The organism is Conservatibacter flavescens (assembly GCF_002795425.1).
GTDB classification, from domain to species: Bacteria; Pseudomonadota; Gammaproteobacteria; order Enterobacterales; family Pasteurellaceae; genus Conservatibacter; species Conservatibacter flavescens.
Genome location: NZ_PHHA01000032.1, coordinates 1 through 26,340, shown reverse-complemented (window position 1 = coordinate 26,340; position 26,340 = coordinate 1). Strand labels below are relative to the sequence as shown.

The 26,340-nt window shown below is 37.9% G+C and carries 22 protein-coding genes and 4 pseudogenes; 6 read left to right on the top strand and 20 right to left on the bottom strand.

The genetic code is table 11. The features are described from left to right. Positions 1 to 107: 107 nt before the first annotated feature. Positions 108 to 2,081, bottom strand: a complete 1,974-nt coding sequence (gene cpdB / locus CVP05_RS11340) for a 2',3'-cyclic-nucleotide 2'-phosphodiesterase (RefSeq protein WP_243389243.1) — start codon at positions 2,079 to 2,081, stop codon at positions 108 to 110. A 142-nt stretch (positions 2,082 to 2,223) separates the two neighbouring features. On the opposite strand from cpdB, the gene CVP05_RS11335 reads away from it, so the two are divergent. Further along, positions 2,224 to 2,697: a low molecular weight protein-tyrosine-phosphatase gene (locus CVP05_RS11335; protein ID WP_100289679.1), complete on the top strand. Its 474-nt coding sequence runs from the start codon at positions 2,224 to 2,226 to the stop codon at positions 2,695 to 2,697. Positions 2,698 to 2,720: 23 nt separating this feature from the next. Here CVP05_RS11335 and udp read toward each other — a convergent pair whose 3' ends face one another. Beyond that, positions 2,721 to 3,482 carry a uridine phosphorylase gene (gene udp / locus CVP05_RS11330; RefSeq protein WP_100289678.1) on the bottom strand — a complete coding sequence of 254 codons (762 nt, stop codon included), beginning with the start codon at positions 3,480 to 3,482 and terminating at the stop codon, positions 2,721 to 2,723. 18 nt (positions 3,483 to 3,500) lie between these two features. After that, a complete protein-coding gene (gene asnC, locus CVP05_RS11325) occupies positions 3,501 to 3,953 on the bottom strand; it encodes a transcriptional regulator AsnC (protein WP_100289677.1) in 453 nt (150 codons plus the stop codon). A 171-nt stretch (positions 3,954 to 4,124) separates the two neighbouring features. On the opposite strand from asnC, the gene asnA reads away from it, so the two are divergent. Further along, positions 4,125 to 5,117, top strand: a complete 993-nt coding sequence (gene asnA, locus CVP05_RS11320) for an aspartate--ammonia ligase (RefSeq protein WP_100289676.1) — start codon at positions 4,125 to 4,127, stop codon at positions 5,115 to 5,117. A 57-nt stretch (positions 5,118 to 5,174) separates the two neighbouring features. Here asnA and CVP05_RS11315 read toward each other — a convergent pair whose 3' ends face one another. The 12 genes from CVP05_RS11315 to CVP05_RS11260 all read right to left on the bottom strand — a co-directional run bounded on the left by CVP05_RS11315 (position 5,175) and on the right by CVP05_RS11260 (position 17,181). Next, the gene (locus tag CVP05_RS11315) at positions 5,175 to 5,930 is read right to left on the bottom strand and encodes a DeoR/GlpR family DNA-binding transcription regulator (RefSeq protein ID WP_100289675.1); all 756 of its coding nucleotides are present in this window, start codon (positions 5,928 to 5,930) and stop codon (positions 5,175 to 5,177) included. A gap of 5 nt (positions 5,931 to 5,935) precedes the next feature. After that, complete coding sequence (locus CVP05_RS11310) at positions 5,936 to 6,928, bottom strand: nucleotidyl transferase AbiEii/AbiGii toxin family protein (RefSeq protein ID WP_100289674.1); 993 nt, start codon at positions 6,926 to 6,928, stop codon at positions 5,936 to 5,938. Beyond that, positions 6,925 to 7,653 carry a type IV toxin-antitoxin system AbiEi family antitoxin domain-containing protein gene (locus tag CVP05_RS11305; RefSeq protein WP_100289673.1) on the bottom strand — a complete coding sequence of 243 codons (729 nt, stop codon included), beginning with the start codon at positions 7,651 to 7,653 and terminating at the stop codon, positions 6,925 to 6,927. The genes CVP05_RS11310 and CVP05_RS11305 overlap by 4 nt, the downstream gene beginning before the upstream one ends. A 152-nt stretch (positions 7,654 to 7,805) precedes the next feature. Then, positions 7,806 to 8,777: a calcium/sodium antiporter gene (locus tag CVP05_RS11300; RefSeq protein ID WP_100289672.1), complete on the bottom strand. Its 972-nt coding sequence runs from the start codon at positions 8,775 to 8,777 to the stop codon at positions 7,806 to 7,808. Positions 8,778 to 8,877: 100 nt separating this feature from the next. Continuing rightward, the gene (locus CVP05_RS11295; protein WP_243389242.1) at positions 8,878 to 9,345 is read right to left on the bottom strand and encodes a NanQ anomerase/TabA/YiaL family protein; all 468 of its coding nucleotides are present in this window, start codon (positions 9,343 to 9,345) and stop codon (positions 8,878 to 8,880) included. Positions 9,346 to 9,391: 46 nt separating this feature from the next. After that, positions 9,392 to 10,579 (bottom strand): sialidase family protein, encoded by a 1,188-nt coding sequence (locus tag CVP05_RS11290; protein ID WP_100289670.1) that lies wholly within the window; start codon positions 10,577 to 10,579, stop codon positions 9,392 to 9,394. 13 nt (positions 10,580 to 10,592) lie between these two features. After that, entirely contained in the window at positions 10,593 to 11,870 is a 1,278-nt protein-coding gene (locus CVP05_RS11285) for an SLC13 family permease (protein WP_100289669.1), read from the bottom strand. Between the two features lie 134 nt (positions 11,871 to 12,004). Beyond that, positions 12,005 to 12,988, bottom strand: coding sequence for a tripartite tricarboxylate transporter substrate binding protein (locus tag CVP05_RS11280; RefSeq protein ID WP_100289668.1), 984 nt, complete (start codon positions 12,986 to 12,988; stop codon positions 12,005 to 12,007). A 20-nt stretch (positions 12,989 to 13,008) separates the two neighbouring features. After that, positions 13,009 to 14,505, bottom strand: coding sequence for a tripartite tricarboxylate transporter permease (locus CVP05_RS11275; RefSeq protein ID WP_100289667.1), 1,497 nt, complete (start codon positions 14,503 to 14,505; stop codon positions 13,009 to 13,011). Positions 14,506 to 14,513: 8 nt separating this feature from the next. Beyond that, positions 14,514 to 14,990, bottom strand: coding sequence for a tripartite tricarboxylate transporter TctB family protein (locus CVP05_RS11270; RefSeq protein ID WP_100289666.1), 477 nt, complete (start codon positions 14,988 to 14,990; stop codon positions 14,514 to 14,516). 31 nt (positions 14,991 to 15,021) lie between these two features. Then, a complete protein-coding gene (locus tag CVP05_RS11265) occupies positions 15,022 to 16,182 on the bottom strand; it encodes an iron-containing alcohol dehydrogenase (RefSeq protein ID WP_100289665.1) in 1,161 nt (386 codons plus the stop codon). A 21-nt stretch (positions 16,183 to 16,203) separates the two neighbouring features. Next, positions 16,204 to 17,181, bottom strand: coding sequence for a hydroxyacid dehydrogenase (locus CVP05_RS11260; RefSeq protein ID WP_100289664.1), 978 nt, complete (start codon positions 17,179 to 17,181; stop codon positions 16,204 to 16,206). 143 nt (positions 17,182 to 17,324) lie between these two features. Between CVP05_RS11260 and CVP05_RS11255 the strand changes: the two genes are divergently transcribed. Next, positions 17,325 to 17,798: a hypothetical protein gene (locus CVP05_RS11255; RefSeq protein WP_100289663.1), complete on the top strand. Its 474-nt coding sequence runs from the start codon at positions 17,325 to 17,327 to the stop codon at positions 17,796 to 17,798. On the opposite strand, the pseudogene CVP05_RS11250 reads toward CVP05_RS11255, so the two are convergent. Together CVP05_RS11250 and asd are read right to left on the bottom strand one after the other, a co-directional pair. Further along, positions 17,741 to 18,324, bottom strand: a pseudogene (locus CVP05_RS11250) (helix-turn-helix domain-containing protein); the annotation flags it as partial. The gene CVP05_RS11255 and the pseudogene CVP05_RS11250 sit on opposite strands and share 58 nt — an antisense overlap. 83 nt (positions 18,325 to 18,407) lie before the next feature. Next, positions 18,408 to 19,522 (bottom strand): annotated as a pseudogene (gene asd / locus CVP05_RS11245) (aspartate-semialdehyde dehydrogenase). A gap of 78 nt (positions 19,523 to 19,600) precedes the next feature. On the opposite strand from asd, the pseudogene CVP05_RS11240 reads away from it, so the two are divergent. The 3 genes and pseudogenes from CVP05_RS11240 to sodC all read left to right on the top strand — a co-directional run bounded on the left by CVP05_RS11240 (position 19,601) and on the right by sodC (position 21,730). Continuing rightward, positions 19,601 to 20,227, top strand: a pseudogene (locus CVP05_RS11240) (IS1595 family transposase). 127 nt (positions 20,228 to 20,354) lie between these two features. Beyond that, positions 20,355 to 21,015: pseudogene (locus CVP05_RS11235) on the top strand (IS5 family transposase). A gap of 151 nt (positions 21,016 to 21,166) precedes the next feature. After that, positions 21,167 to 21,730: a superoxide dismutase family protein gene (sodC, locus tag CVP05_RS11230; protein ID WP_100289661.1), complete on the top strand. Its 564-nt coding sequence runs from the start codon at positions 21,167 to 21,169 to the stop codon at positions 21,728 to 21,730. A 150-nt stretch (positions 21,731 to 21,880) separates the two neighbouring features. Here sodC and CVP05_RS11225 read toward each other — a convergent pair whose 3' ends face one another. The 3 genes from CVP05_RS11225 to CVP05_RS11215 all read right to left on the bottom strand — a co-directional run bounded on the left by CVP05_RS11225 (position 21,881) and on the right by CVP05_RS11215 (position 26,270). Continuing rightward, positions 21,881 to 22,387 (bottom strand): hypothetical protein, encoded by a 507-nt coding sequence (locus CVP05_RS11225; RefSeq protein ID WP_100289660.1) that lies wholly within the window; start codon positions 22,385 to 22,387, stop codon positions 21,881 to 21,883. 53 nt (positions 22,388 to 22,440) lie between these two features. Then, complete coding sequence (locus tag CVP05_RS11220) at positions 22,441 to 23,481, bottom strand: IS1595 family transposase (RefSeq protein ID WP_100289659.1); 1,041 nt, start codon at positions 23,479 to 23,481, stop codon at positions 22,441 to 22,443. Between the two features lie 356 nt (positions 23,482 to 23,837). Beyond that, a complete protein-coding gene (locus CVP05_RS11215) occupies positions 23,838 to 26,270 on the bottom strand; it encodes an N-6 DNA methylase (protein WP_100289658.1) in 2,433 nt (810 codons plus the stop codon). Positions 26,271 to 26,340 lie beyond the last annotated feature (70 nt).

Genomic DNA, 26,340 nt, shown 5'->3' with positions numbered 1-26,340 from the left:
TTGACCGCACTTTAAGTGAGTTAAAAGGAAAGGCATTGACCTTTCCTTTTGTGTTTACAATGCCCCAAATTAAAAGGGCTGAACTCTGTGCAATAGTAAACTACCGATTATTGACTTAAATCTACTTGATAGATAGCAAAGCCTGTTTCATCTTTATCAATCAATTTCATTGGATATTGCGCATTTTCTTGAATAAAAGCTGTTGCTTTTTCCGTTGGTGATGTTTCCACGCGAATATCTAACTTCACTTCAGAATTAATCGGCGCAATACGCCAATTATGATCAGCAGCAGGGCTAATATGACCATGTAATTTACTTTGTTCTGCAATAAAATTAGCTAAAATCTGACGGTTTTCATCAGGTGCAGCAAAGACAATATGATCATCACCCGTGCCAGGAAATTTATTGCCATAGGCGCGATAATTATTGGTTGCAATAATAAATTCATCGCTTGGTTTGACCGGAGTGTCATTAAATGTAAGATTTATGACACGATGCGCGGTTGGATTAATTAAATTGCATTCACCATCATAACGAGCCGGCTGGGTAACATCAAATTGATATTTTACACCATCAATCACATCAAAATTATAGGTACGGAACCCGTCCCAATTCAGTAAACTTTGTGGTTTATCTAACGTAGGATTGATTTGATTAAACATACCTGCACTACATTCAAGCCATTCTTTTAATTCTTCACCTGTCACTTTTACCATCACTAAAGTATTTGGATAAAGATATAAATCCGCAGCATTACGGAAAGTGAGTTGGCCTTTATGGACTTCAGTGTAGCTTGATGGATCATTCTTACGCCCACCGGTTTTAAATGGCGCGCCTGCGCTCAATACGGGCAAGTGTGCCAGTTCTGGTAGGGATTGTGCAATATTTTCAGCATAAGCTTTTTGCGCTTGATTAATAATTTGAATAGTCGGATCGTCTTGTATTAAGGCCAAATAGCTGAACATATCTGCTGTGGCATTGCCAATGGGTTGGGCGACGAATTGGCGAGTGGCTTCATGTACGGGCTGTAAAAGTGCGGTAAGTTCAGGGTGAGTTTTTACATTCGCTTTCTTTTGTGCAGCATCGTAAATAGGACGTAATGCCGCCTCACCACTGACCACAACCCATTTATCGTCTTGTGCCGCAAGATTCAGATCGATAACGCTAATATGATTTCCCCAATAACCTGCCATACTCGCTGGAACCTGATTGATTGTGCCTTTATCTAAATTGATATGACGGCTTTCAAATTCTTTATGAGGGAATAAGCCGTGGGCATGACCAAATATCACCGCATCAATTCCCTCTACGTCAGCAAGATAAAAAGCTGCATTTTCAGCACCTTCTTGGTAAGGGGCGAGGGAAGGACCAGTGTGGGCTAAGGCAATGATAATATCAGCACCGTGTTCCTTAAGTATCGGAACGTATTTTTGCGCAGTTTTAACAATATCACGCGTTTCGACCTTGCCTTGCAAATGTGCCTTATCCCAAACCATGATTTGTGGCGGAACAAAACCGATATAACCAATTTTGATTGTTTTTTGCTCATTATTATTATTATCAACAATCTGTTTTTCCTGAATAAAATAAGGCTGGAAAAGCGGGGTTTCCGTTCCCTCTTTGACAACGTTTGCATTAATCATAGGGAAAGTCGCTTCTTTGATAATTTTGTGCAGGTTGTCGAGACCATAATTAAACTCATGATTGCCCAATGTGCCGACATCATAATGTAATGCATTTAATGCTTGAATTGCCGGATTGGGGTTTCCAGCTTTCATACCTACAGCCATTTGATAGTCTGCGATGGGATTCCCTTGAATCAAGTCACCATTATCCACTAATACACTATTTTTAACTTCTTTCCGAGCTTGCTCTATTAGGCTTGCTGCGCGCGTAAAACCAAATTTTTCCGTAGGCGCATCTTTGTAATAGTCGAAATCGGTTAAAAAGCTATGTAGATCTGTGGTGGCAATCACACGCAATTGAGCTTGTGTGGTGGCTGTTGTTGAGAAGCTATAAGCGGGCATACCGAGAATTAACATTGCTCCGGTACTTAATTGAATAAATCGACGTCTATCCATGTGTTTTCTCCTGATTAGTGAATAAGTTATTGTAAAGAAATATGGATAGTGTCTCAATGGATTGAATAAGGGAAATTGATTTTTTTCAAAAAGATGTCATATTTATTGAGTATTTAAAATGAGAAAGAAAAGGAATGTGCATATGCGCCAAATAAAAGTATTGTTTGTCTGTTTAGGTAATATTTGTCGTTCACCGATGGCTGAGTATTTAATGCGAGATAAAGTTGAAAAAGCGAATTTATCTCATGCTATTTATGTGGAAAGTGCAGGCACATCAGGTGAAAATGATGGTGATGGTATGCACTGTGGTACAGCAGATGTACTGGATCGTCTGAAAATTAGAAGTAATGATTTTGTGAGTCGAAAAGTGCGGTTAAAAGATTGGGAGAATTTTGATTATCTTGTTGTAATGGACAACAGTAACTTGCGTGATCTAGAGCGCATATTTGGCAAACATCCAAAAAAATTATTTAAAATTACCGCGCTTTGCCCGGATCTTGGTTATGATCATATTCCTGATCCTTGGTATACTCATCGTTTTGAGGAAACCCATCGCTTATTGGATTGCTGTTGTGAGGCTTTGTTAGATAAATTAAAACAAGAGTTGAAAGGATAATTCGGGACGAGGCCCGAATTAGATTAGACAAGAAGCTTTTCAGCCGCTTTAACCACCACTTCAACCGCATTTTGTTCAATATGTTTGAGCTGCGATTCATCTGGAATTTCTTGTTGAGTGCGGTTAACAATCGCACCGGCAATCATACCTGCTCGTAAGCCTAAAGCCGAACACATCGTAAATAACGTGGCAGATTCCATTTCAAAATTCATCACATTGAGATCTTGCCATTGCTTTAGTGAACCTTGAAACTTCCGCCAAATTTTACCGCTATAAGTGTCATAACGTTCTTGTCCAGGATAAAAGGTATCAGAAGACGCAGTAATACCAACATGAACAGCTTGACTGGCATGAGCTTGTGCTGCTTGATAAAGTGCCGTTGTACATTGAAAATCTGCAACGGCAGGATATTCCATTGGTGCGAAATGTGAACTTGCACCGTCAAGGCGCACCGCACCGGTAGTAATTAAAAGATCACCTACATTGATATGTGGTTGAATCGCACCGGTTGTACCGATTCGTAAAAAAGTTCTTACGCCAAGTTGAGCGAGTTCTTCAACCGCGATAGATACCGAAGGGCCGCCAATACCCGTAGAACATACTACCACCGCTTGTTGATTAATATAACCAAGCCATGAAGTAAACTCACGGGTTGAGGCTAGAAATTTTGGGTTATCTAATAAACGAGCGATACGCTCTACCCGTTCTGGTGCGCCAGGTACAATAGCAAGGCTTGCCCCGTCAAGCATGGATTGAGTTAACCCAAGATGAAAAACTTCTGACATATGATCTCCTTTTAATTTTTATGGTTTAATGTCACGCAAAATAGGATTTTGCATGGAAATAAGCGTTTCAGTCGACTGAATTTCATCAATTAATTGAATTTTAGTGACTAAAACCGAATGTAATTCTTCAATAGTGCGAGTCATCACTTTAATAAAAATAGAATAGTTACCTGTCGTATAATACGCCTCAACTACTTCATCAAAGGCTTCAAGTTTGCTAATAACTTTTTCATAATCTTTAGCACTTTTTAAGATAATACCGATAAAGCAACAAACATCATAACCTAGCTTACGCTCATTAATGCGAATCTTTGTACCTTCAATAATTTTTGCTTGGCGCATTTTTTCTACCCGAACATGAATAGTTCCAGGACTGACACCAAAATTCTTTGCCATTTCAGCATAAGGAGTACGTGCATCTTTGGTTAATACACGGAGAATTTGTTGATCTAAGTTATCAATTTGGTACATATTTCGCTCCGTTTTAGTTTTTATTTAAAAAATGACCCTAATTATTATGTTTTTTATATCAGGTCCATTAAATTTTAATAAAAGAGTTGAATTGTTGTCTAGTGTTATTAAATAATATGCAAGACGAAAATGTACTAAGTACATGCTATTTAAGAACGAAAAGGCAACAAAATGAAAAAGTCATTTATTTTACAACAACAAGAAATTAGCTTTGTTAAAAACACATTTACTGAGCAGCTAATAAAACACTTAGGTATTATTGAAGTTCAAGGCCCAATCTTAAGCCAAGTTGGTAACGGGATTCAAGATAATCTCTCTGGTACAGAGAAAGCGGTGCAAGTAAATGTGAAGCAGATCACAGATGCAACCTTTGAGGTCGTACATTCTTTAGCCAAATGGAAACGTCATACCCTAGCGCGTTTTGGATTTAAACCGAGCGAAGGGTTATTCGTCCATATGAAAGCGTTACGCCCTGACGAAGATTCGTTAGATCAAACACATTCAGTTTATGTTGATCAATGGGACTGGGAACGTGTTATGCCAGAGGGAAGCCGTAATTTAGCGTATTTAAAAGAAACCGTGAATTCTATTTATTCCGCTATCTTAGAAACTCAAATGGCCCTTGAAAAGCAATTTGGCTTAAACGCATTTTTACCAAAAGAGATTACCTTTGTACATAGCGAAGATTTAGTGAAACGTTATCCAAATATGAACGATAAAGAGCGTGAAAATGCGATTTGTAAAGAATATGGCGCAGTTTTCCTCATCGGGATTGGCGGAGAGTTATCAGATGGAAAACCACATGATGCACGTGCACCAGATTATGATGATTGGACTACGCCATCAGAAGGGGAATATAAAGGACTAAACGGTGATATCTTAGTTTGGAACCCCGTGTTAGAGCGCGCTTTTGAACTCTCTTCAATGGGAATCCGAGTTGATGAAGCAGCATTACGTCGCCAATTAGCGATCAAAGGAGATGAAGAGCGTTTGCAATTTGATTGGCACCAAGACTTAATCAACGGTCGTTTGCCTCAATCAATTGGTGGCGGAATAGGGCAATCACGTTTAACAATGTTGTTATTACAAAAACGCCATATTGGAGAAGTTCAATCAAGCGTATGGCCGAAAGCCGTAATGGAAGAGTTTGAAAATATTTTGTAATCTATACATCTGAAAAAGCGAACGTCCGTTCGCTTTTTTATTACACCCGCTTTAAAATCACACCAACACCAAATTAAACGAATGATCTGATATTTCGTTTCGTTGTTTATCAGATAATCCATTGTCACTAATAATATCAGAAAAGTCCGTTAACGAAGAAACATTGAACAATGAGTATTTGCCATATTTACTGCTATCGGCAACCAAAACCTTACGTTGAGCATTAATTGATAAACGATTTTTCAAATAAGCTTTTTCTTCCGTAGGTGCTGTGACCCCTCTTGTTATATCCCAAGAATTACAGCTCACAAATGCGATATCAGGATTCACATTTTGCAGTAACGTCACACCATGCGCCCCAATACAAGATTGACTACTATGATCAATACGCCCACCCGTCATTATCACATCAATTTGCTTATATTCCGACAGCAACAACGCAATATGGAGATCGGTTGTAATCACGCGTAACGACATATGAGCAATTTTTTTAGCGATCATCAAGGTTGTTGTACCCGCATCTAACACAATAGAATTACCAGGTGATACTAATGAAGCTGCATACTCTGCAATGCGATCTTTTTCAGCGATCTGCTTATGAGATTTTTCATGAGTAGTTGGCTGATGGGGAATAAACTGATTCAAACTCACTCCACCATGGGTTCGTAAAATGGTTCCCTCTTTCCCTAATTTAATTAAATCTCGCCGAACTGTTGCTGGTGATGAATTGGTCACTTTCACTAATTGTTCAACGGTTGCAATAGAGTGGTTTTTAAGATAGAGAAGGATTTGTTCCAGGCGGTTTTCTGACATAAATTTTACTCCTGTATAAGAGAGTGAATTTCCCAGTTAATTTTTCTTAATCTGTCGGATACATTTTGTAATGTTTGCAGAATTATTTCATTATTGGGTAATTCACCAAAAACGATATGCTTAAATATGGTTTGGTAGGTATTTTTAATTGCCGCCCAAGAATCTTGAATATCTTTAAACATAAAAGAGTCAGCGGGATGATGTTTTAACCATTTGTTATTATTTTTAAAACTTAACATATCATCATTGGCGACTTTAAGCAACATGCTCTCAAAATCTTCTGATTCAAAAAAAGACATGATTTTGGGCGAAGATAACAGCTGATGAATATCATAAATATGTCTGACTTTGAGATTTAAATCTTCAATATATCTCGGTGTATAGGAAAAACGGACTAAGCTCATTATTTTTTCGCATAATGTGCGTATTGGTTCTAGTACATTAACTTCAAAAGGAAGTAAATCATATTCCTCTGCTAATTTTTCCTGACCGTTATCTAAGAGTATCTGTCCGATAAATGAAATAATAGGGCGTTTAGTATAGGGTTCAAAATAACCTAGCCAAGTGGCTTCAAGAATAATGTGTTCTCTTACTTGTTCATAATTGCCATCGAATAAATGCAGATAAATATGTGCTGTTTTTCGGATATTGCCTTTCTTATTTGTAATTTGGGGGATCTCATGTTCTTGCAGTTTATCCGATGCTAATCTTGTTATTTTCTTCAATTTATTTTTTAATTGATTATCGGTTTCGTAGCTATCTTTTAATATTACTAGATCAATATCTTCAGAAAATCGTTGAATATAGTTATAGCATTTTAATAATGATGTTCCTCCTTTGAAAACTGTCGAATGAGCAACATCACTGTTACTAAAAATAGTATGGAGAATTAAAGTCACCCAATAATCTTTTTCAATATAAATAGGCGAGATATCTAATTTTTCTGCAGTATAAACAATAGCTTCTCTGAATAATTGATCATTTTCATGCAAGTTCATAATTTAAACCCCCATTTTTTTGCTAGAGGAAGTATTTCAGTTATACCAGATAGGCGATATTTTGTTGCTGGATTAAGTGATGATTTTAATGCTATGAGTTTTAAATTTGGCCTCAATGTTTCCAGTATAGTACCTAATAATGCTCTCGTAGATGGTGGATATTTTTCAGATAATTCAATCAAACATTTATATTTCGCATTATTTAGCTGACTCATAAGATCAAGTAACCGATTAATGACATCATTTAATTCCGAATCAGGTATTTTCTTTATATTTTTTATAACATCAAGTAATTGTAATAAGTAGATATTTTCTTTTGTAATGGCATTTTTTTGTATTACAAATGAAATTCTATAGTTTTTCCTTTTTAGTGGTGATTTAAAGTGATTTCTTCCAATTTCAATTATATTGCTAAGCTGGGTCGTAAGACCTAACTTTAAGTAGAGCTGCAATCCGGTTAGATAACCGATAGGCTCGTTATTTTTCCAAAGTAAATCTTTGACAATTTCATCTTGCATTGGTAATAAATTGCCAAAAATAGAAGTTTCCGGTTTGTAATATTTACCTTTAGATAACTTTGCCAGCTGTCCTTTTTGAACCATTCTGTTTAGTGCTTTAATTGTTGCTTCTATTTTCTGATCATCGGTAAGAACATCGTGAAAGGTAAATACCATGCCCTGTGTTAAATTCTCGACAAGCTGATTAACTTGTTTTGCTATATTCATGCTCCCTCCCCTTTTTTAGTACTATATCTGAATTGTTTATTTTGTCCAGTTTTTATGATAAAAAACCGGACAAAATAATCATTTGTGAAATACATAAAAAGCCGTTCGGCATCCCAAACGGCTTTAAAAGTGCGGTGGATATTTGACAAATTTTATGGAGCTAAAATCGCCGTTTTAAACAGATAGAAGTTGTAACCGATATAGGCAAGTAAGAAAATTAATCCTTTAAAGCGGTTAATTTCCCCTTTTTTACCTAAGCCAAAAATCAACAATAATACCGTTAATACCGACATCACAAGCATATCGCGGGTAAAAATTTCCTGTCCTGCCTGCATGGGTGAGATAGCTCCTGCAATACCAACGACGGCGAGCGTATTAAATAGGTTTGAACCAATAATATTACCCACTGCCAAATCGACTTCATTTTTGCGGGCAGCTGCAATTGACGAAGCCAATTCAGGTAATGATGTACCGACTGCCACGATGGTTAAGCCGACCACTAAATCACTTACGCCGAAGTAATGGGCGATTTCGACTGCTCCCCACACCAGTAACTGCGAGCTTCCCATTAATAACGCCAAGCCAATGACAACCCACATCAGTGCTTTGCCGAGTGACATATAGGCTTGCTCCTGTAATTCTTCTTTTACATCATCAGCCAGACTATCCTCCCGATTATGTAAGCCGGTCCAAATCGTCCAAGCCATATAAACGAAAAATACACCAAGCAAAATCCAAGCATCTAGGCGAGTAATATTGCCGTCATAAACCAAAAAAGCAGAAAGTGCGGTCACTAAAATCAGAATAGGTAATTCCAATTTTAACACCTGTGAATTTACCGCTAACGGCAATATTAATGCGGTTAAACCCAAAATGAGAGCGATGTTGGTGATATTTGAGCCATAGGCATTACCCAGTGCAATGCCCGGATTGCCGTTAATGGCAGAAAGAGCCGACACGATCATTTCCGGTGCAGATGTCCCAAAACCGATAATCACAATTCCGATTAACAACTGCGGCATACCGAAATGACGAGCCGTCGCTGCCGCACCGTCTACAAAGCGATCGGCGGCCCAAATTAAAAGTAATAAACCGCCAATGACGGCAATAACAGGTAATAACATTATATCCCTCTAAAGTATTTTGATAAAACAAATGCGTTGATTGAGGTGTTTGTTCATCGCATTACAAATAAAACGTCAGCCATTAACAGACGTTTAACGGTTATATGATTTCTTTGGGTACTTTAAAGACGGCTTTTCTCACCACCGCGGGTTCGTTTACCATACAGAGCGCTTGATGTGGCTCACCGGGATAAAATGTGACAAAATCCCCCTCGCGTAGCAAAATACCGTTGGTCAGCATCGGATTGTCCAAAATATATAAATCGGGCTTTTTTTCGACCGCACTTTGTCCGATAGCATTGGTTAAACTGTAGTTGATAATTTCTTCCCCCTTCAAAATTAATTGAATATCCAAGTAATCTTCGTGAAATTCCGTATGACGGGTTTCAGCGGGTGAAGTTTGAGAATCACCGACATTGCAAAACCAGCTTGCCCCTTCAATTTGGTATTTACCGTCCGATAAGGATTGTAATTTTTCCAAACTGAATTTAGGATGAGATAAGATTTCATAAAGCGATTTTGGCAATGTCGCTAAGGTTAAATGTTTCATATTTCCGGCAATCATCATATTCTCCTCTAAGAGAATGCCACCCTTGCGAATGGCATTTCTATCATTAAGCGTTTTTAACCCAAGATTCATCTACGCAGACATATTTAATTGCCATACGATAGAAAGTATAAGCAATATGTAATTTACCGTCCACCCCTTGTTTAATGCTCGGGTAAGACAGTTCGCGGTTGAGCTGTTCTCTTGAATTATTGGACATACAGTAGCCGTCACCTTCATCTAAGTTACGAATATAAGGCCAAGTCATACCGTTATCGGTGGAAATTGCAAGCGACATCGGTGCTCTAGGCGCACCCCAAAACGCATTGTGTTGTCCTTCAACCAGTTCCGCTTCTTTTTTCTGTTCTTGGCTTTCATCTTCAATTTCATCATAAAGCGAAAGACGACGTTCTTTAGCATCTTTTGCACTTGAATGATTAAATACTAAAGCAATATCACCATTATCCAGCACATCGGCTTGAATCGAGGCGTTATTATTGGGCAACGAGAGTGCTTTAGGTGCCGACCAAGTTTCACCGTTATCGGTAGAACGACTTTCATAGATATAATCCGCCCAGCGGCTACGATAAAGCGCATACAAACTACCGTCTTTTAGTTTGAGTATATTCATATGGACACACCCGATACTGTTTGGCACATCCACAGAACGCCATGTTTTGCCTTTATCGCTTGAAATCATCACCGCACTGGTATCATAACTTCCAACCCATTTTTCGCCCGGGCGGGCAATGCAGTAGAACACCGGAAGCAACCAATTGCCATTATCCAATACCACAATCGGTTGACGAATAAAGATCCCCTTATTCGGGTCTTCAAGCAAGACTTTAATCGGCCCCCAAGTTTCGCCAAAATTGGTTGACTTTCGATAACGCACGATGGCGGTGTCTTGATTTCCCGAGATTTGAGCCGTATATAAAATCCACAAGACATTATCCGGATCTAAGAAAAATACCGGGTTTTGTTCCGAGCGGGTCGGGTCATCAGAAAGTTTTACCGCGGGAGTCCAAGTATCAGAGCCTTTTTTCAAACGAGAGAAATAAGCCGAAATATCCGAGATCCCTTCCTGCGTGCCGCCAAACCAAGTACAAAGCAAATCTCCGTTTGGTAAAGGAAATAAATTCGCCGCGTGATTTTGTACGCATTCTGTCGGCAGATAGGCATCTTTGCGGGTAGCATCATCGGGATTGATGACAACTTTGCCCGATAAGTCTAATTTAATCGTTTCTTCAGTCATGTTATTTCTCCTGTTAAACCGGGAATAGAATAAGTGCGCCTGCGGTCAGGGCAAGTAAGCGAATAAAGTATTGCGGGACGGTGAATTTCCAGAACTCAATCATCGTATATTTTCCCGTCCCCATAATTAACGCCGGCATACCGTCCACCGGGAGGAAGTGACCGCACCAGCCGGAAATAACAATTGCGGTTGCCGCTGCAATCGGATTGAAGCCAAGTTGTAAACAGGTTGCAATAGCGAGCGGTGCAAAGACATATACGGTACCGATCGTTGAACCTGTTAAGGTTGCCAATAAACTGGTTAAAATGCAGAATGTAAAAACTAACAAAAACGGATTAACATCAGAGCCGAGCATTTCAGCCACAGATTTACCTACCATTTCGGTCAATCCTGTGCTGCCTAATGCATCGGCTACTCCGATTACACCGGCCGACATCAAAATAATCGGCGCACTAATTGCCATTCTGATTTCATTAAAATCCAACACTCGAGCTAAAAAGATTGGTAACACCGCAAGACCGGTAATCGCATAGCCGGCATCACCAATATAGCTTTGTGCAATCATACCGGCAACAGCAAGAGCAAAAGACAGATATGTCACCAACTCTTGATTCTTAGTGAGTGCCGATTCAGTTTGGGCAAGTGGATTGTCATCAGTTGTTGCTGAAGCAATAGGATGTTCCGGGAGCATTTTATAAGATGCCAAACACCAAGCAAGAAAACCTAATGAAACAATTAATTGAACAATGGAGAAGCTGACCAAATCAATACTTGTTGCAGCACCTGCGGCTTCCAATACCGCGACGGTCACACCATATTGCAATGCCGTATTAAAGGGCGCAATCGGGTGGTTGGCGGCAAAACCTGCCGGCATCAGCACCTTAGACGGTGCAAGTGCTTTGCTGTCCGGTAGAGCGGATAAAAGCCCGATAACCAACACATAATAAGCCGTTGAGCCCATACCGAAAAAGCTCGTTCCCACCATCACAACGACGATTAAAAGGGTATAGGCTTTGAAACCGCCTTTTTTAGCCATATTAAATATCGCCGCTTTAAATGTCGTGATAAAACTTGTCTTTTGTAATGCTGCGATGATCGCCATAAACGCAGCAAGCATCATAATGGTTGAGTTGGCAAAACCGCCAAAAGCCAATTTGATATCAGCAACACCCGTTACTACCAGTAAAAGACAAGCAATAAGCGGTGGCACGCCGAAAGGAAGTTTATCTCTCATGATTAAAATAATCATGAATACCGTAATTGCTAATGCAATAATCATTTGAGTTGTCATAAATAGCCTCCATGGTGATGCTATTGAATGAATGAAAAAAGATTAGGTTTGACAAATAAGCGCAAAATAATCCCCTAGCCTTATCGTCAAAGACGATAAGGCTTAATAAATAATGTAAGTTCGATTGAAATCGGTTAGTTATTCACGAGATTTTTGTTTTTCTCAAACTCGGCCAAACTTTTATCAAGATGTTCTTTTAGTGCTTGAGTACCGACAAAAGTTGGGGACACGCTATACGCTTCCTCTGTTTTTTTGCGAAATTCCGGATTTTCCGTTACCACTTTCATTGCATTTGCCATTTTATTGACAATCGCTTCATCTGTGCCTTTCGGGAAACTGAGGAAATAATATCTTTCCGCTTCCCAATCAATACCTTGTTCTTTTGCAGTCGGTACATCTGGAAATAATGCGTTACGATTTTTGTTGATCACGGCTAAAGGCAAGAAATCTTTGGAATCAAAATAAGATTTCATTACGCCGTAAGGATTAACGTTAATATCAATTTTACCGGCTAATAAGGCGGCATTTCGGTCTGTACCACCGCCGGCATCGACAATATTAAAATCAATTCCGGCTAATTCCTCCAGCACTCGACCAAGATAGTAGGAATATCCCCCAACAGATGAAGCATAGAGTAAATTACCCGGGTTTTCTTTGGCTTTATTAATGAGATCGGTTAAATTTTTCATACCACTTTTTGCATTTACGGCAATAACATAAGAATTATCAACGATTGTTGCTGCAACCGGTGCGAGTTCTTCATGAGCTTGAGTAGAAATGCCCACCACTTTATTCGTTAGCATGGATTCGTGAAAAAACAATGCGGTGTAACCATCCGGTTTTGCTCGTAAGACTTGTCGCATTCCGGCATTTCCGTTTGCACCGGACACATTATTCACAATAATTTTTGTCCCCAGTTCTTTTTCCAAATAAGCCGCTAAATTACGGGCATGGAAATCCGTGTCACCACCGGCACCAAACGGTACGACTATAGTAATGGTTTGATTAGGATAATTTTCCGAATTTTTGACCGCACTTTTATTGTCGGATTTATCATTACACCCCATCACAGATAAACCTAGCACTGCAGCTGCGACATAAGAAAGATACTTTTTCATATAAACTCCTTAACGATAAATTAACTGGAACGTTTTTTTAATTGGGAACGTACTGCAAATAAAATGACGATTGCAGTCATTACAAAAAATACTACGGCAATCGGTGCTCTGAAAAACTCTGTAAAATCACCTTTTGAGAACATTAAACCGCGTCTTAAATTCAATTCGGCTAATGGTCCGATAATAAAACCGAGAATAAACGGCGCGGCAGGAATGGAGAGTTTAAAGAACGTGAAACCCAGTAAACCGAATAAAACCGTTGCCCATACATCAAAGAAATTATTTCTTACACCAAATGCGCCAATAATGCAGAATAAGAAAATTGCCGGTAATAAGAAATGTTTCGGAATGGATAAGATCTTGGTGAAAATACGTAAGCCGTAAAACTCCATTAAGAACATCACGATTGCCCCCACAAACATTGCAGAGAAAATGATGTAAACCGTACTGACATTTTCAGTGAACATTAACGGGCCGGGAATAATGCCATGCAAGGTTAATCCGCCTAATAAAATCGCCGTTACGGTATCGCCAGGAATCCCTAAAGCAAGTAACGGAACTAAGGCGCCACCAATCGCGGCATTATTTGAGGCTTCTGAGGCAACAACGCCGTCAATAATCCCGGTTCCGTATTTTTCCGGATATTTAGAAGTCGATTTTGATACGGTATAAGCCATGACGTTAGCTGCTCCGCCGCCAATGCCCGGTAAAATACCGATAGCCGTACCTAGAGATGATGACATAATAAAGTTCTTGGTTTGACCGAAGAATTCTTTAACCGAAAAACCTAATCCTTTCACCATCTTAATTGCGGTAATCACCCCAAGGTTATTATGTTCGGTTTTCACCGTATCTGCTTTAGCAATAATTTCATTAATGGCAAATAAACCGATTAAAACAGGCAATACATCAAAGCCGTAAGCAATTTCCTCTGATCCCATTGTAAATCGGGCAACAGATGAAATAGCATCCATACCGACAGTGGCAAACATACAGCCCATTAAGCCGGAAATCAGTCCTTTCCAAATATTATCACCGGATAATCCCACCAACATACTGAGTGAAAACAAGGCCACAGCAAAATATTCATAAGCGCCGAAGTTGATTGCAATTTTTGCTAAATACGGAGAAAGAAAGACCAAAACGATAGTGGAGAAAATCGTCCCTAAAAATGAAAACGTTACCCCAACCCCTAATGCTTTGAACGGTTGTCCTTTTTTGGTCATCGGATAACCGTCGAAACAAGTGGCGATAGATGAGGGTGTACCCGGAATACCGGTTAAAATAGCCGTAATCAAGCCACCTGAAATTCCGCCGATATACAATGCGATTAATAACACCACCGCATAATTCGGATCCATCGCATAAGTAATTGGCAAAAATAGTGCTAATGCCATTGTGGCAGATAATCCGGGGACTGAACCGAAGATAATCCCGATAAATACGCCACCCAGAATACAGAGCATACCTGTAACAGTAAAGAGTGAAGCAAAGCCTTGAAGTAATAATTCACCCATATATCCTCCTAAAAGAAGATGCCTGATGGCATAGTTAAGCTGAGATAATAGCTAAACAAGAAATACGCAATGACAGGCAATATCACCGAAAATACGGCATAAATCCAATAGACTTTTTTCACATAATCAGGCGTTAGAAGTAGCGATAAACAGAATAAGAATGGAATAGACACCAGGATAAAACCTAAATATTCCATTGAAAGCACATAGACGAAAATTAAACCAAGCACTGCAAAAATGCGTTTCCAGTCAGTTGCTGCTTTTTCCACATTTTCTTTTTTCGTTCTCAATTTCAAATAAGATGAAATCAACAATACGCTAGATGAAATAAGCAACAATGTTCCGTAGATCTTAGGCATAAAATCCGCTTCAACACTGACCAAACCTTTAGTTTCGATCAAAAAAGCATTAGCCAAATAAAATAGCGAAATGAAAAGAAAGATAAATCCCGCCATAAAATTTTTATCAGACAAATATTTTTTCATATATTCCTCCGCACAGTGTGACAGACCTTGCTTAAATGATTTTCTGATAAATGGCTTTAATATCTGCTTTCGTCATTTCACGTGGATTGTTATCCAGTAAACGACGGACTTTGAAAGCCGAATCGACCAATTCATCTAAAATTTCTTCCGAAATTCCCACCGCACTTAGATCACATTTAATCTCTAAATCACGAATTAACGCATAGAGTTCCTCGATCATTTTTTCAGCGGCTTGTTGTTCGCTGCAACCCTGCACATCTAAGCCCATTGCACGAGCCACATTGGCAAATTTTTCCACACAAACCGGTAAATTAAATTGCATAACATCAGCTAATAAAATGGCATTGGATAAACCGTGCGGAATATGATATTTACCCCCTAACGGATAAGATAATGCATGTACCGCGACAGTGCTGGAAGTCGCAATACAAGCGCCGCCCAAGAATGAACCGAGCAACATATTTTCACGCGCTTTGATGTCTGAACCGTTATTGAATGCCGTGCGAATATTTGTCGCAATTAATTCCACCGCTTTGAGTGCAAACATATCGCTAAACGGGCTGGATTTTTTAGAAATGTAACATTCGATAGCATGACATAAGGCATCAATCCCCGTGTTTGCAGTAATATGTTTGGGCAGGCTGAGCGTTAAGTTCGCATCTAAAATCACGCTACTTGCAACTAATTTTTCATCCACAATTCCTACTTTTAGTTCTTGTTCCGAATCTAACACGATAGAGTTTTGGGTTGCTTCGGAACCCGTGCCGGATGTTGTAGGAATCATTAAGGTTGGCAAACTGCGTTGTGTGAATTTTTTCTGTCCGGAAGTCACCTCTTGTAATGGAATATTTCGGTTAGTCAACATTAATGCCACTAATTTAGCCGTATCCATTGCACTACCACCACCAATACCAATGACCATATCGGCTTTAAATTTTATTGCTTCATCAAAAATATGATTAACTGCCGATATCGGCGGCTCAGGCGGCACATCGGAAATAATTTGAACAACAATACCGGCTTGTTCTAAAATTTGTTGCGGCTTAGCAACAAGTCCGGCGTTAAATACCCCCGTATCGGTAATTAACAATACATTTTTCGCGTTATACCCTACCACGACATCGGCAATTTGTGCGATAGAACCGGCACCACCAATCACTTTGCCTGGATTAAACAAAGAATACACTGACATGATTTTTCTCTCCCAACTAATTTATTTTTGCCATCTCGGATGATTATACACTTCCGGATTACAAACATTTTCCCAACGTTCACCACTCATTACCGCAAGTACACCTTCTGCTGCCATGCTTGCTACACCTGACGCGGCTTCTTTGGTTTGCCCTGCCATATGTGGCGAAACAATCACATTATCCAAGGCAAACAATGGTGAATTTACATCAATCGGTTCAACCGCAAATACGTCTAAACCGGCACTATGAATCACATTATTTTGTAATGCTTTAACTAAGGCTTCTTCATCAATCACACCACCACGCGCACAGTTAATTAAAATCGTATTTGGTGACATTAACCCCAATTCATGCTCACCAATTAAATGACGTGTTTTTTCGGTTAGTGGTACATGAATAGAAATGACATCAGACTCCTTAATGACTTCATCAAGCTCGACACAGTAGGTATAACCTTGCTCAATGATGGTTTCAGGTGTGACAAAAGGATCGTAAACTTTTATGTTCATGCCGATAGCTTTTGACATTTGAGCTAAAATTGAACCAATTCGACCATAGCCGATTAACGCCAATGTTTTATGATTCAGCTCATATGCTTTATAACTGCTTCGGATAGCAAAATTATCTTTACGGGTTTCTTTATCTGAACGAACCAGATCTTTGGCACAAGCAAACATTAAGGCAAAGGCATGTTCTGCAACAGAACGGGTATTGGCACCCGGTGCAATCACTACCGGAATACCTAATTCAGTGGCGGTTTTAACATCCACATCATCTACGCCTACGCCCGGTCTGCCAATCACTTTTAAATTTTTGCATTGCAGTAGTGTTTCACGATCAATCGCACCGATACGGATAATTAAACCTTCCGCATCAAGCAACTCAGGCAACATAGCCTTTGGTGAACCGTCATTGGTAATCGCGATTTGTACATTTCCTCGTTCTAAAACCGCCATACCGTCATCATGTAATCGGTGAGAAATTACCACTTTTTTCATGTTATTCTCCACATACTTATGGTTAGAAAGTGCGGTAGTTTTTTACAAAATTTTGCGGTATTATGTAGCAGTTGCACAAAGACCTAACCGCTTGAAAATACTAGAATCTCCATTGAAAGTTTAAATCAATGGAGATTTTTATTATGGCAGAATCCCACCTTATTTCTCAACTTACCAAATTAATCGAAAGTAGCTATAAAGAAAAAGCAATTCTTGAACATCAGCTTACTCGGTTGGAACAACAGAAATCAGATTTAGAAGATAAAATACTTTGTTTTGAGAATACTTTGATATACATTGAACCCAATTTCGATTTAAGGCAAATCAAAACACACTTTAATGTTTCAAGGCTAATAAAACCTCGATTGTTTAAGCAAAATCTTCAATTGTTGGTTGCAAGAGTATTAAAGCAAAGTGATAGTTGGAAAACATTATACTTTATTACAGATGCGGCGTTGGAATTAGACACTGGCAAAAATTATCCTCTACCCCAAATAGAACATGAATTAGCTGTTGCTCGCGTATTGAAAGAACTGTATAAGAAAGGAATTATTGAACGGAAAGAAGTTGAATTACATAAACGGACACTAATGCGAAGGAGTATTGGCAAAGGATAGTTTACTCTTAACGCTTGGATAACTTCCGCTGCCTTTGCTCTTCCTCCCGTATCAGCTCGTCCAACTTTTTTAGATAAGCATTCTCCGCTTCAAGCTCTAAAATTCGCAGCTTCAAACGTTCTTCTTCTGTCTTGGGTTTGGGCGGCATTTTGGCGTATTTGGGTTTCATTGACGGTCTTCCTTTCGGTTTGGGTTTTAACCCTTTTATACCTTCTTTCTTGAAAGCTTTCAACCATTGGCTGATGATACCCGAATTGCTGAGACCAAACTGAAGTGTTGCTTGTTCAGCAGAATAAATGCCATTTATAACCGCTTGTATGACTTGATATTTAAATTCGGCAGGATATTTTTGCTTGGTGCGCAAGACAGCAAGCCCATTGCTGCCTGAGTATTGATATTGTGCTATCCAGCGGCTAAGTGTTTGACTAGGGAGTTGGAAATGCTTTCTCGTTAATGATTGGTTGTGGTGATTTTCAAGGTAAAAATCAATAACTTGCTGTTTAAAGGCTTGGGTATATTTAGTCATAAAAAAATCTGCACCTTATTAAGTTGAATATATCGTCCAACTTTTGGGGTGCAGATCATTAAAGCAACTCTTTTTATATGGGATTACTTGGTTAATTGTACCAAAATACGGCGAACAGGCTCTGCTGCACCCCATAATAATTGGTCGCCTACGGTAAATGCGGCTAAGTATTCCCCACCCATTGCGAGTTTACGCAAACGTCCAACAGGAATGCTTAATGTGCCAGTAACTTTAGCTGGTGTGAGTTCACGCAAGGTTGTTTCCTTGTCATTTGGAATCACTTTCACCCATTCATTGTGAGCTGCAATGATTTGTTCGATTTCAGCTAATGGAAGATCTTTTTTCAGCTTGATGGTAAATGCTTGGCTGTGGCAACGTAATGCACCGATGCGTACACATAAACCATCAACAGGGATTGGGTTATCGCTTAACCCTAAAATTTTATTTGTTTCTGCGTAACCTTTCCACTCTTCTTTGGTTTGTCCTGTTTCTGGTAATAATTTATCAATCCAAGGGATCAATGAGCCACCAAGTGCTGCACCAAAGTTCTCGGTTGGGAAATCATCTGCACGCATTTTAGCGGTTACTTTACGCTCAATTTCTAAAATTGACGTTGCTGGGTTAGCTAATTCCGCTTTCACTGCGTCTTCTAATTGTCCCATTTGTGAGAGCAATTCACGCATATTTTTTGCACCTGCACCTGATGCCGCTTGATAGGTTGCAACCGATACCCATTCAACCAAATCTTTCTCAAATAAGCCACCGATTGCCATTAACATTAAGCTTACGGTACAGTTTCCACCTACGAAGGTTTTTACGCCATTTTTTAAGCCTTCTGAAATCACATTCTGATTTACTGGGTCAAGTACGATGATCGCGTCTTTTTCCATACGCAATGCTGAAGCGGTATCAATCTAATAGCCATTCCAGCCCGTAGCGCGTAATTTAGGATAGACTTCATTGGTGTAATCACCACCTTGGCAGGTGACGATGATGTCTAATTTTTTGAGTTCATCAATATCGAATGCCTTTTTAAGATCGCCTGCATCTTTACCTGCAAAAACAGGGGCTTTTTGACCCGCTTGTGAGGTTGTGAAAAAATAGGGTTAATGTTCGCGAAGTCTTGTTCTTGTACCATTCTATCCATTAAGACAGAATCAACCATACCACGCCAACCGATAAAACCGACATTTTGCATTTTCTGCTCCTAGAAGTTGTGTTTGAATTTAAAAGATAAGGGGCTGAAGTAGATTAGCAAGTATGTTAGTCTATGAAAATGAAGATAACTCATTGTAAATTAAAGAAATCTATACAAAAAGACTGCTTGAATTTTTTGTGCTAGAAGTGACCGCTCGTTCAGCTGCTAATATTCTTGATATTCAACCTAACTCGGCTATTTTGTTTTACCCATTTATCCCTTGAAGCGGATGAAATTTTTGAGGGAAAAATTGAGTTAGATGAAAGCTATTTTGGTGGGCATCGTAAAGGAAAACGTGGTCGAGGTGCAGCAGGTAAGGTCGCTGTTTTTGGTATTTTAAAACGACAAGGAAGGGTGTTTACAGTCGTTGTTGAAAATACTAAGAGTGAAACGTTACTCCCTGTTATTAAAAGGAAAATTAAGCCTGATAGTTGGGTTTATACGGATACTTATCGTAGCTATGATGCCCTAGATATCTGTGAATTTCACCACGAGCGAATTAACCATTCTGAGATATTTGCCGAGCGAGAAAATCCCATTAACGGGATTGAAAATTTTTGGAGCCAAGCAAAGCGAGTACTTCGAAAATATAATGGAATAAACCGAAAAAACTTTCCTTTATTCTTGAAGGAATGTGAATTTCGGTTTAATGTTGGGACACCTAAAATGCAGCTTAAGACCTTGCGAAAATGGTGTGAAATTTAGGGCTAATCTACTTCAGCCCCAAAGATAATTAAAAATAGTTGATAAATACTAGGGCGTGTTGATAATTCATAAAAAAGAAGCGAGAAAGTAAAATGTTTATCGCCAAACAAACCAATTACTTCTCGCAATGCCTCGAACACTACTTGATAAGCACTGGACGAAACTAAAGCCTATTTTGCTTGATTTAGGCTTCTATGACAAATCAAATTTAAAATTAACGCTTGAAGGCATTCTGTTCCGCCTTAAAACTGGCTGTCAATGGCGTGATATTCCCGAATACTTTGGTAAGTCAAACACACTCTACCGTAACTTCCGTTATTGGGTGAAAACTGGAAAAATTGACTTGCTGTTTAATCGCTTACGCAATGAACCCGATTGGGAGTGGCTGTTTATTGATGGTTCACATATCCGTGTTCACCAACACGGAACGGGGATTATCGGTCAAGGTATCGGTAAGACGAAAGGCGGTAATACGACTAAAATTCATTTGGTAGTGGATGCCGTTGGAAGAGGTAAAGGTGATTTCAGCAGACAAAGGTTATGACGCTGAGTCTCTGCGGGAGATGATTAAGACGGTAGGCGTAAAAAGCAATATACCAAGAAAGAGGAACAGTCGAAAAGGAAATGGGACGATGGATTGGTATCTCTATAAATTGCGTCATTTAGTCGAAAATGCATTTGCCCGTTTGAAACATTTTCGAGGGATAGCGACAAGGTATGACAAGCTAAAAGCACATTTTCGGGCTTTTGTACTTTTAGCTTGTTGCTTGGTTTGGCTTCCATTGTAAATTATCAACAGACCCTAGATTTTAGCTAAAAAAGCAAACATTTTTCGCTATTTGGTAAAATTTGTCAAAAATATGACCGCTTGTTGATCAATTTTGCTAACGAGTGTTATACTCCAAGTGAGGCATTTCACTCACAACAAAAGGAAACAGTATGAAATTGACATTAAAATCTTCTCTTATTGCTTTAGGCTTAGCAGGAATGAGCAGTGTAGCATTTGCGGATGCAGCTAAAACAGAAACGCCTGTGGAGAAAATTGTTGTACAAGTACAGCAACTTGATCCTGAAAAAGGGAATAAAGATGTTGGTACAGTGGAAATCACAGAGTCAGCTTATGGCTTAGTTTTCACCCCGAATTTACAAGGTTTAACAAGTGGTGTACACGGTTTTCATATTCACCAAAACCCAAGCTGTGAACCAAAAGAAAAAGACGGTAAACTTACCGCAGGTTTAGCGGCTGGTGGTCACTGGGATCCAAAAGAAACAAAAGCTCACGGCTTCCCGTGGTCTGATCAAGCTCATTTAGGTGATTTACCTGTATTAGTTGTATTAGAAGATGGTACAGCAACAACACCTGTACTTGCTCCACGTTTACAAAAATTAGCAGACGTGAAAGAGCGTGCGTTAATGATCCACGCAGGGGGTGATAACCACTCTGACCACCCAACAGCCCTTGGCGGCGGCGGTGCTAGAATGGCATGTGGTGTGATTAAGTAAGAATATATAGATGGGAAAGAGCGTAATCATACGCTCTTTTTCGGTATTATGTAGCAGTTGTACAAAGTCAAAAATCAACCACTTAGCGATAAAAAACACCTTTAGTTCATATAAACTAAAGGTGTTTTTCATTCATCTGTATGAACAATTTTACAATTCTATTGCGTCCTCAAAAAGCAATCTTTTATCTTCTTCACTTAGATTGAGTTTAGCTACTCTTTTTTCTCGTTCTTTTTCCCACAACAAATCTTCCATAATTTGCGGATAGGCTTTTTCAGCTTGGGCAACATAATCTGTTTGTGTAAGATATTCTCTTACTTGAGCTGGACATTGTAAATTACGTTCATCTTCTGCAAAGCTGACCTCAACAATCGTCATATTGGGGGCGGTATCACTATGCATAGGTGCATCAAGGTTTATTCTAAAAACCGCCACAACTACTTGATTATCTGCGATTTCATACGCCCCATAAAAGGTGAAAAAGTCTTGCGGTAGGCGTTCAACGTGTTTAGCGAGTGTTTTTAAATCCTTGAACAAGGACATATAATTGCCATTGCTATTTACGTCTGAATAAAGTTGGGCAAAACCCCGCATAACTTCTTGAAATTGCTCATAAGACATTTTGCTTAAATCGGCATTAAGTATAGATTGTGTCATTGGGTATTCCTCTCTATATTGAAGTGAAATGGATGTTTTATTTCAGATTTTATTTAAATAGTTTCCGTCAGGCTTGCCAAACCAAATACAGCTTCACCTTTCTTGTTACCTTGCCAATATCCAGTAAAATCTCGTGAAGGCAAGGCATTTAAGCAACAGTTTAGTAGTTGCTCAAATTTCTCTTTTACGCTTTTTCGTCTATTATCTTCACGCCAAGCCATCTCATTAGCGTAGTACATCAGATATTTATTTTTCATCTTATGGTAAATGCCTGTAATCGCTCGTCTTAGTCTTGCGAAAAAGGATTCTGCAAGGTTGTTGGTAATACCTTCTATTGAACAGTATTCCTGTGAATGATTGACACGCCATAGGTCATAATGGAATGTCAGGCTGTCATACGCAGGATTTTCATCAGCGTAAATCGTGCTTTGGGGCTTGACTAAGCGTTGAGTTAAGTCGAGTATATCTTGCGTATTTTCCTCTTTTATTAACGCAACAATAGTACGGTCAGCCCCTTTCATTACCGCTTGATTGGCGGCACGTTGACGAAATACCAATACACAAGACTTATCTTCACGCTGATAACGTTTCTTCCGTCTATCTATCCGCTTGTGACGGAAGTTTTTAGGACGGATATAGTAATTCGTATAAGCCCCATCAATATGTACTTCACCCTTGAGCGGTGTTAAATCTTTGGCTTTATCTAAACCTTCTCGAAATTTATGCAGTAGTACCCAAGCTGTTTTATATTGCACATTCAACTTATGAGAAAGTGAAATAGCGGATAATCCCTTACTTTCTGTTGTAAACAGCAAAATGGCAATAAGGATTTGTCGCAACGATAATTTATGATACTGAAAGATTGTGCCTGTGGTTATCGAAAAACGATATTGGCAATGTTTACATTGCCATTGTTGGCGAGTTTTAATGAAGTAAGCACTATGGCGAGTATGGCAACGAGGGCAAATTTGTTCGTCATCTGAAAACCAACGAGCATGTTTGAGTAAAGCCAGTATTGCTGAATCAGATAGCCCAACCACTTGTTCAATAGACAAGTGGCGAGCTTTTGCTGATAACAGAAAATGCTGTGCCATAGAAACAAAAATCCCTTCATTAGAACTCTACTTTTTTAAACCTTTTTTGGCTTAAAAGATGAAAGTTATAATGAAGGGACTATTCTCTGTGGGCAAAAAGATATTATTTTATAGGGTGCTTGTCAAGCACTTTCTTTTGTCAAGCATTTTTTGAGATTTTTTGCATTTTCAATAAAAGTCAGTTTGAATAAGGGGTGAATCTTGTCAAGAGAAATTTTTTAATGCGTTTAATTGATTGTATTTTAAACAATATAAGGAGGCGTTTTTCGAAATTTGATGTACACCAAAAGCAACCAACTATAAAGGTAGGTTGCTTCTGATTATCATAAATAAGATTTATTGTATGGCTTTTTAAGCTAAATAATATTTCCATTAGGAAGAGAGCGTATATAATCCTCCATAAATTCCCAATCTATACTGCCATTATCTTTACAAGGTAAATATAATTTAGTTTGATCAAATCTCTGTCCAGTCCAACTTCTACCAAAAGAATATTTGTAGCGTTGCTTATCTAAGATAGTTATTAAAAATAAAGCATTATATTGATTAAGGTAATCCGAATAGCCAACAGATGTTTTTCCATTCATACCAATAAAACGCTCTGCTTGATACACTGAGTATCCTCCACTTCCATCCCCTAAATTAATAAACACAATACCATTACCATCAGATATATACTCTTCATTTCCATCTTCAGATACAAAATAATCAAATCCATTATTTTTCTTTTTAGCTGCTATATAAGGGATTTCATTACCTTCAGTTAAATCATAAGTTGTAGTGCCTCTTGTAGATTCAATTCTGTCAAAAACATCCCTAATTTTGAAATATTCCCATTTTCTATTTTTATCAAATAGTTCTAAGTTAGTTTTACATTGATATTTAGGATTTATTTTGTTTTTTTCTAAAATATAACTAGATAAAACATTAATCATTTCAAACTCTGTTTTATCTTCTTCAAGAAGACCTAATTCCTTTTTACTTTGATAGATGACGTAATCATTAATAGTATTACAGAAATCTTGAGAATTTAATTTACTATAATCAGGTTGAGAATGTGCGTAAATATTCCATTCATCATTTTTTTTGATTCTAGCTCTAGAAATAACAATATCGTCAGACTTAGAGCCATTTAAAATTTCGTCTAGCAATTCAGATTCTATAAAATTCCACTTGTTATATATATCTGTACGTCCTTTATTTTTAGAAAGGATGAAACCATCATCTTGCAAATCATAAAAAACTACATCTTCATCAAAATTGTGAGATACATAAGTTTCAAAAACCGCAATAGCTGTACTAGTAGATGCATTGGGTTGAAAGAGATCTTTAGGCATATTAATAACATATTTTAATGTATGTTTTTCTAAGATCTTTTTTCTTACTTCAGTATCTTTAAAGTACATCGATAAAGGAGCTATAATAATCCCATATCTTGAACAACTATCTAACATTTTTTTTAGAAAGGTGATTTCTTTTGGTGTTGGATCTTCTTTATTTTCCTTACCTGAATATGGTGGATTTATAAATCCAATTGTAGGAGCTGATTCACTAATTATTTTATTAACTTTATCATCATTAATAGAGTCCATATTATAGATCTTAGATTTGCCATCCCCTCTAAATAGCATATTTGATATTGCACAAATGTACATTGTTGGGTTAATTTCAAATCCTAATAATTGGTTAGATTTAACATTTTGAACATCTATACCTTTTAAACTTAGTAATTTATTCATTCCCGCAATTAAAAATGCGCCAGTACCACAACATAGATCCAAGATTTTATCATTTTTCTTAAATGGAATTAATTTAGTAAATAAAGTTGCTATATGTCTTGGAGTGAGAACAATTCCTTTTTTTACATTTGAAACTCCAGCAAATCTTAAGAACTCTTCATAAAATTTTCCCATTATGTCATAATTTGATGTGGTAGAGAAAGTATCATTAAATAATGGGATTATGTTTTCATCAAGTTCTTTTAATATTTCTTTCAATATATTTGTGTTTTTTAATGATGGATCTTGATTTATTGAATTAAGCTCTAGCTCCAAAGATTTCAATTTTTCTTCAGGTATATCTTCTGCCGTTAAAATATTTTTTACTGTTGGGTAAATGTTGTTTAATATTTGCTCTGAGGTATAGTTCTCATAAATATCAGGAAAATTATTATCATATTTTTCAGATCTATATAAACTTATCATTAAAGCAGCTAATATAATTGGTCTTTTTTGAGAATCAATTGAACGCAATAGTTTATTAATTTTCTTGCTAACCTTAGTTACTTTTGATATAGCTTTCTCTTCATCAATATTATTAAATAAAGCTATAAATTCATTTTCTTTTAAAAAATCATTTACATTTTCAGCCAAACTTATTTTTTGCTTATCTATAAGAAAACAACTAAATTTATGTTTATATTGATCAGATAAATCTCCACTAACTGCAATTCCAATAATTTTCCAAGAAGAAAATTTTTCTGATAGAAATTGTTTTAAATACCACTTTAATCCAGCAATACATCCAGATTTTATACTTTCTATATTGTGTTCTTGCATTGTTGGTTTTTCTTCAACAAGAATTAATAGCTTCTTTTTCTTATTACAATAAATCCTATCAGGATAACCTTCATTACCATTCTCAGATTTAGATGCTTTTTTTAATACCGTAATAATTTCATCTGTTAATTTAGAAGTAGTTTTACTATCATCCCAATCAGCAACGTTATATCCTAAACTTTGTAATTTCTGAGTAACACTAGGAGTTACAATTTTATCTTTCCTAGCCATTAGCAACCTCCCAAAATAAATTTGCAAGGTTGATATTTAGAGAATAAGCTACTTGTAGGCTTGTAGGCTT

Excerpts from the sequence above, each read along its gene's own strand:
- CVP05_RS11260 (WP_100289664.1), bottom strand. The coding sequence starts at position 17,181 with ATGAAAAAAGTGGTAATTTCTCACCGATTACATGATGACGGTATGGCG.
- CVP05_RS11310 (WP_100289674.1), bottom strand. The coding sequence starts at position 6,928 with ATGAACTTGCATGAAAATGATCAATTATTCAGAGAAGCTATTGTTTAT.
- CVP05_RS11285 (WP_100289669.1), bottom strand. The coding sequence starts at position 11,870 with ATGACAACTCAAATGATTATTGCATTAGCAATTACGGTATTCATGATT.
- CVP05_RS11220 (WP_100289659.1), bottom strand. The coding sequence starts at position 23,481 with ATGGCACAGCATTTTCTGTTATCAGCAAAAGCTCGCCACTTGTCTATT.
- CVP05_RS11255 (WP_100289663.1), top strand. The coding sequence starts at position 17,325 with ATGGCAGAATCCCACCTTATTTCTCAACTTACCAAATTAATCGAAAGT.
- CVP05_RS11300 (WP_100289672.1), bottom strand. The coding sequence starts at position 8,777 with ATGTTATTACCTGTTATTGCCGTCATTGGCGGTTTATTACTTTTAATT.
- CVP05_RS11335 (WP_100289679.1), top strand. The coding sequence starts at position 2,224 with ATGCGCCAAATAAAAGTATTGTTTGTCTGTTTAGGTAATATTTGTCGT.
- asnC (WP_100289677.1), bottom strand. The coding sequence starts at position 3,953 with ATGTACCAAATTGATAACTTAGATCAACAAATTCTCCGTGTATTAACC.
- sodC (WP_100289661.1), top strand. The coding sequence starts at position 21,167 with ATGAAATTGACATTAAAATCTTCTCTTATTGCTTTAGGCTTAGCAGGA.
- udp (WP_100289678.1), bottom strand. The coding sequence starts at position 3,482 with ATGTCAGAAGTTTTTCATCTTGGGTTAACTCAATCCATGCTTGACGGG.
- CVP05_RS11290 (WP_100289670.1), bottom strand. The coding sequence starts at position 10,579 with ATGACTGAAGAAACGATTAAATTAGACTTATCGGGCAAAGTTGTCATC.
- CVP05_RS11225 (WP_100289660.1), bottom strand. The coding sequence starts at position 22,387 with ATGACACAATCTATACTTAATGCCGATTTAAGCAAAATGTCTTATGAG.
- cpdB (WP_243389243.1), bottom strand. The coding sequence starts at position 2,081 with ATGGATAGACGTCGATTTATTCAATTAAGTACCGGAGCAATGTTAATT.
- CVP05_RS11280 (WP_100289668.1), bottom strand. The coding sequence starts at position 12,988 with ATGAAAAAGTATCTTTCTTATGTCGCAGCTGCAGTGCTAGGTTTATCT.
- CVP05_RS11295 (WP_243389242.1), bottom strand. The coding sequence starts at position 9,345 with ATGATGATTGCCGGAAATATGAAACATTTAACCTTAGCGACATTGCCA.
- CVP05_RS11265 (WP_100289665.1), bottom strand. The coding sequence starts at position 16,182 with ATGTCAGTGTATTCTTTGTTTAATCCAGGCAAAGTGATTGGTGGTGCC.
- CVP05_RS11305 (WP_100289673.1), bottom strand. The coding sequence starts at position 7,653 with ATGAATATAGCAAAACAAGTTAATCAGCTTGTCGAGAATTTAACACAG.
- CVP05_RS11275 (WP_100289667.1), bottom strand. The coding sequence starts at position 14,505 with ATGGGTGAATTATTACTTCAAGGCTTTGCTTCACTCTTTACTGTTACA.
- CVP05_RS11315 (WP_100289675.1), bottom strand. The coding sequence starts at position 5,930 with ATGTCAGAAAACCGCCTGGAACAAATCCTTCTCTATCTTAAAAACCAC.
- asnA (WP_100289676.1), top strand. The coding sequence starts at position 4,125 with ATGAAAAAGTCATTTATTTTACAACAACAAGAAATTAGCTTTGTTAAA.
- CVP05_RS11215 (WP_100289658.1), bottom strand. The coding sequence starts at position 26,270 with ATGGCTAGGAAAGATAAAATTGTAACTCCTAGTGTTACTCAGAAATTA.
- CVP05_RS11270 (WP_100289666.1), bottom strand. The coding sequence starts at position 14,990 with ATGAAAAAATATTTGTCTGATAAAAATTTTATGGCGGGATTTATCTTT.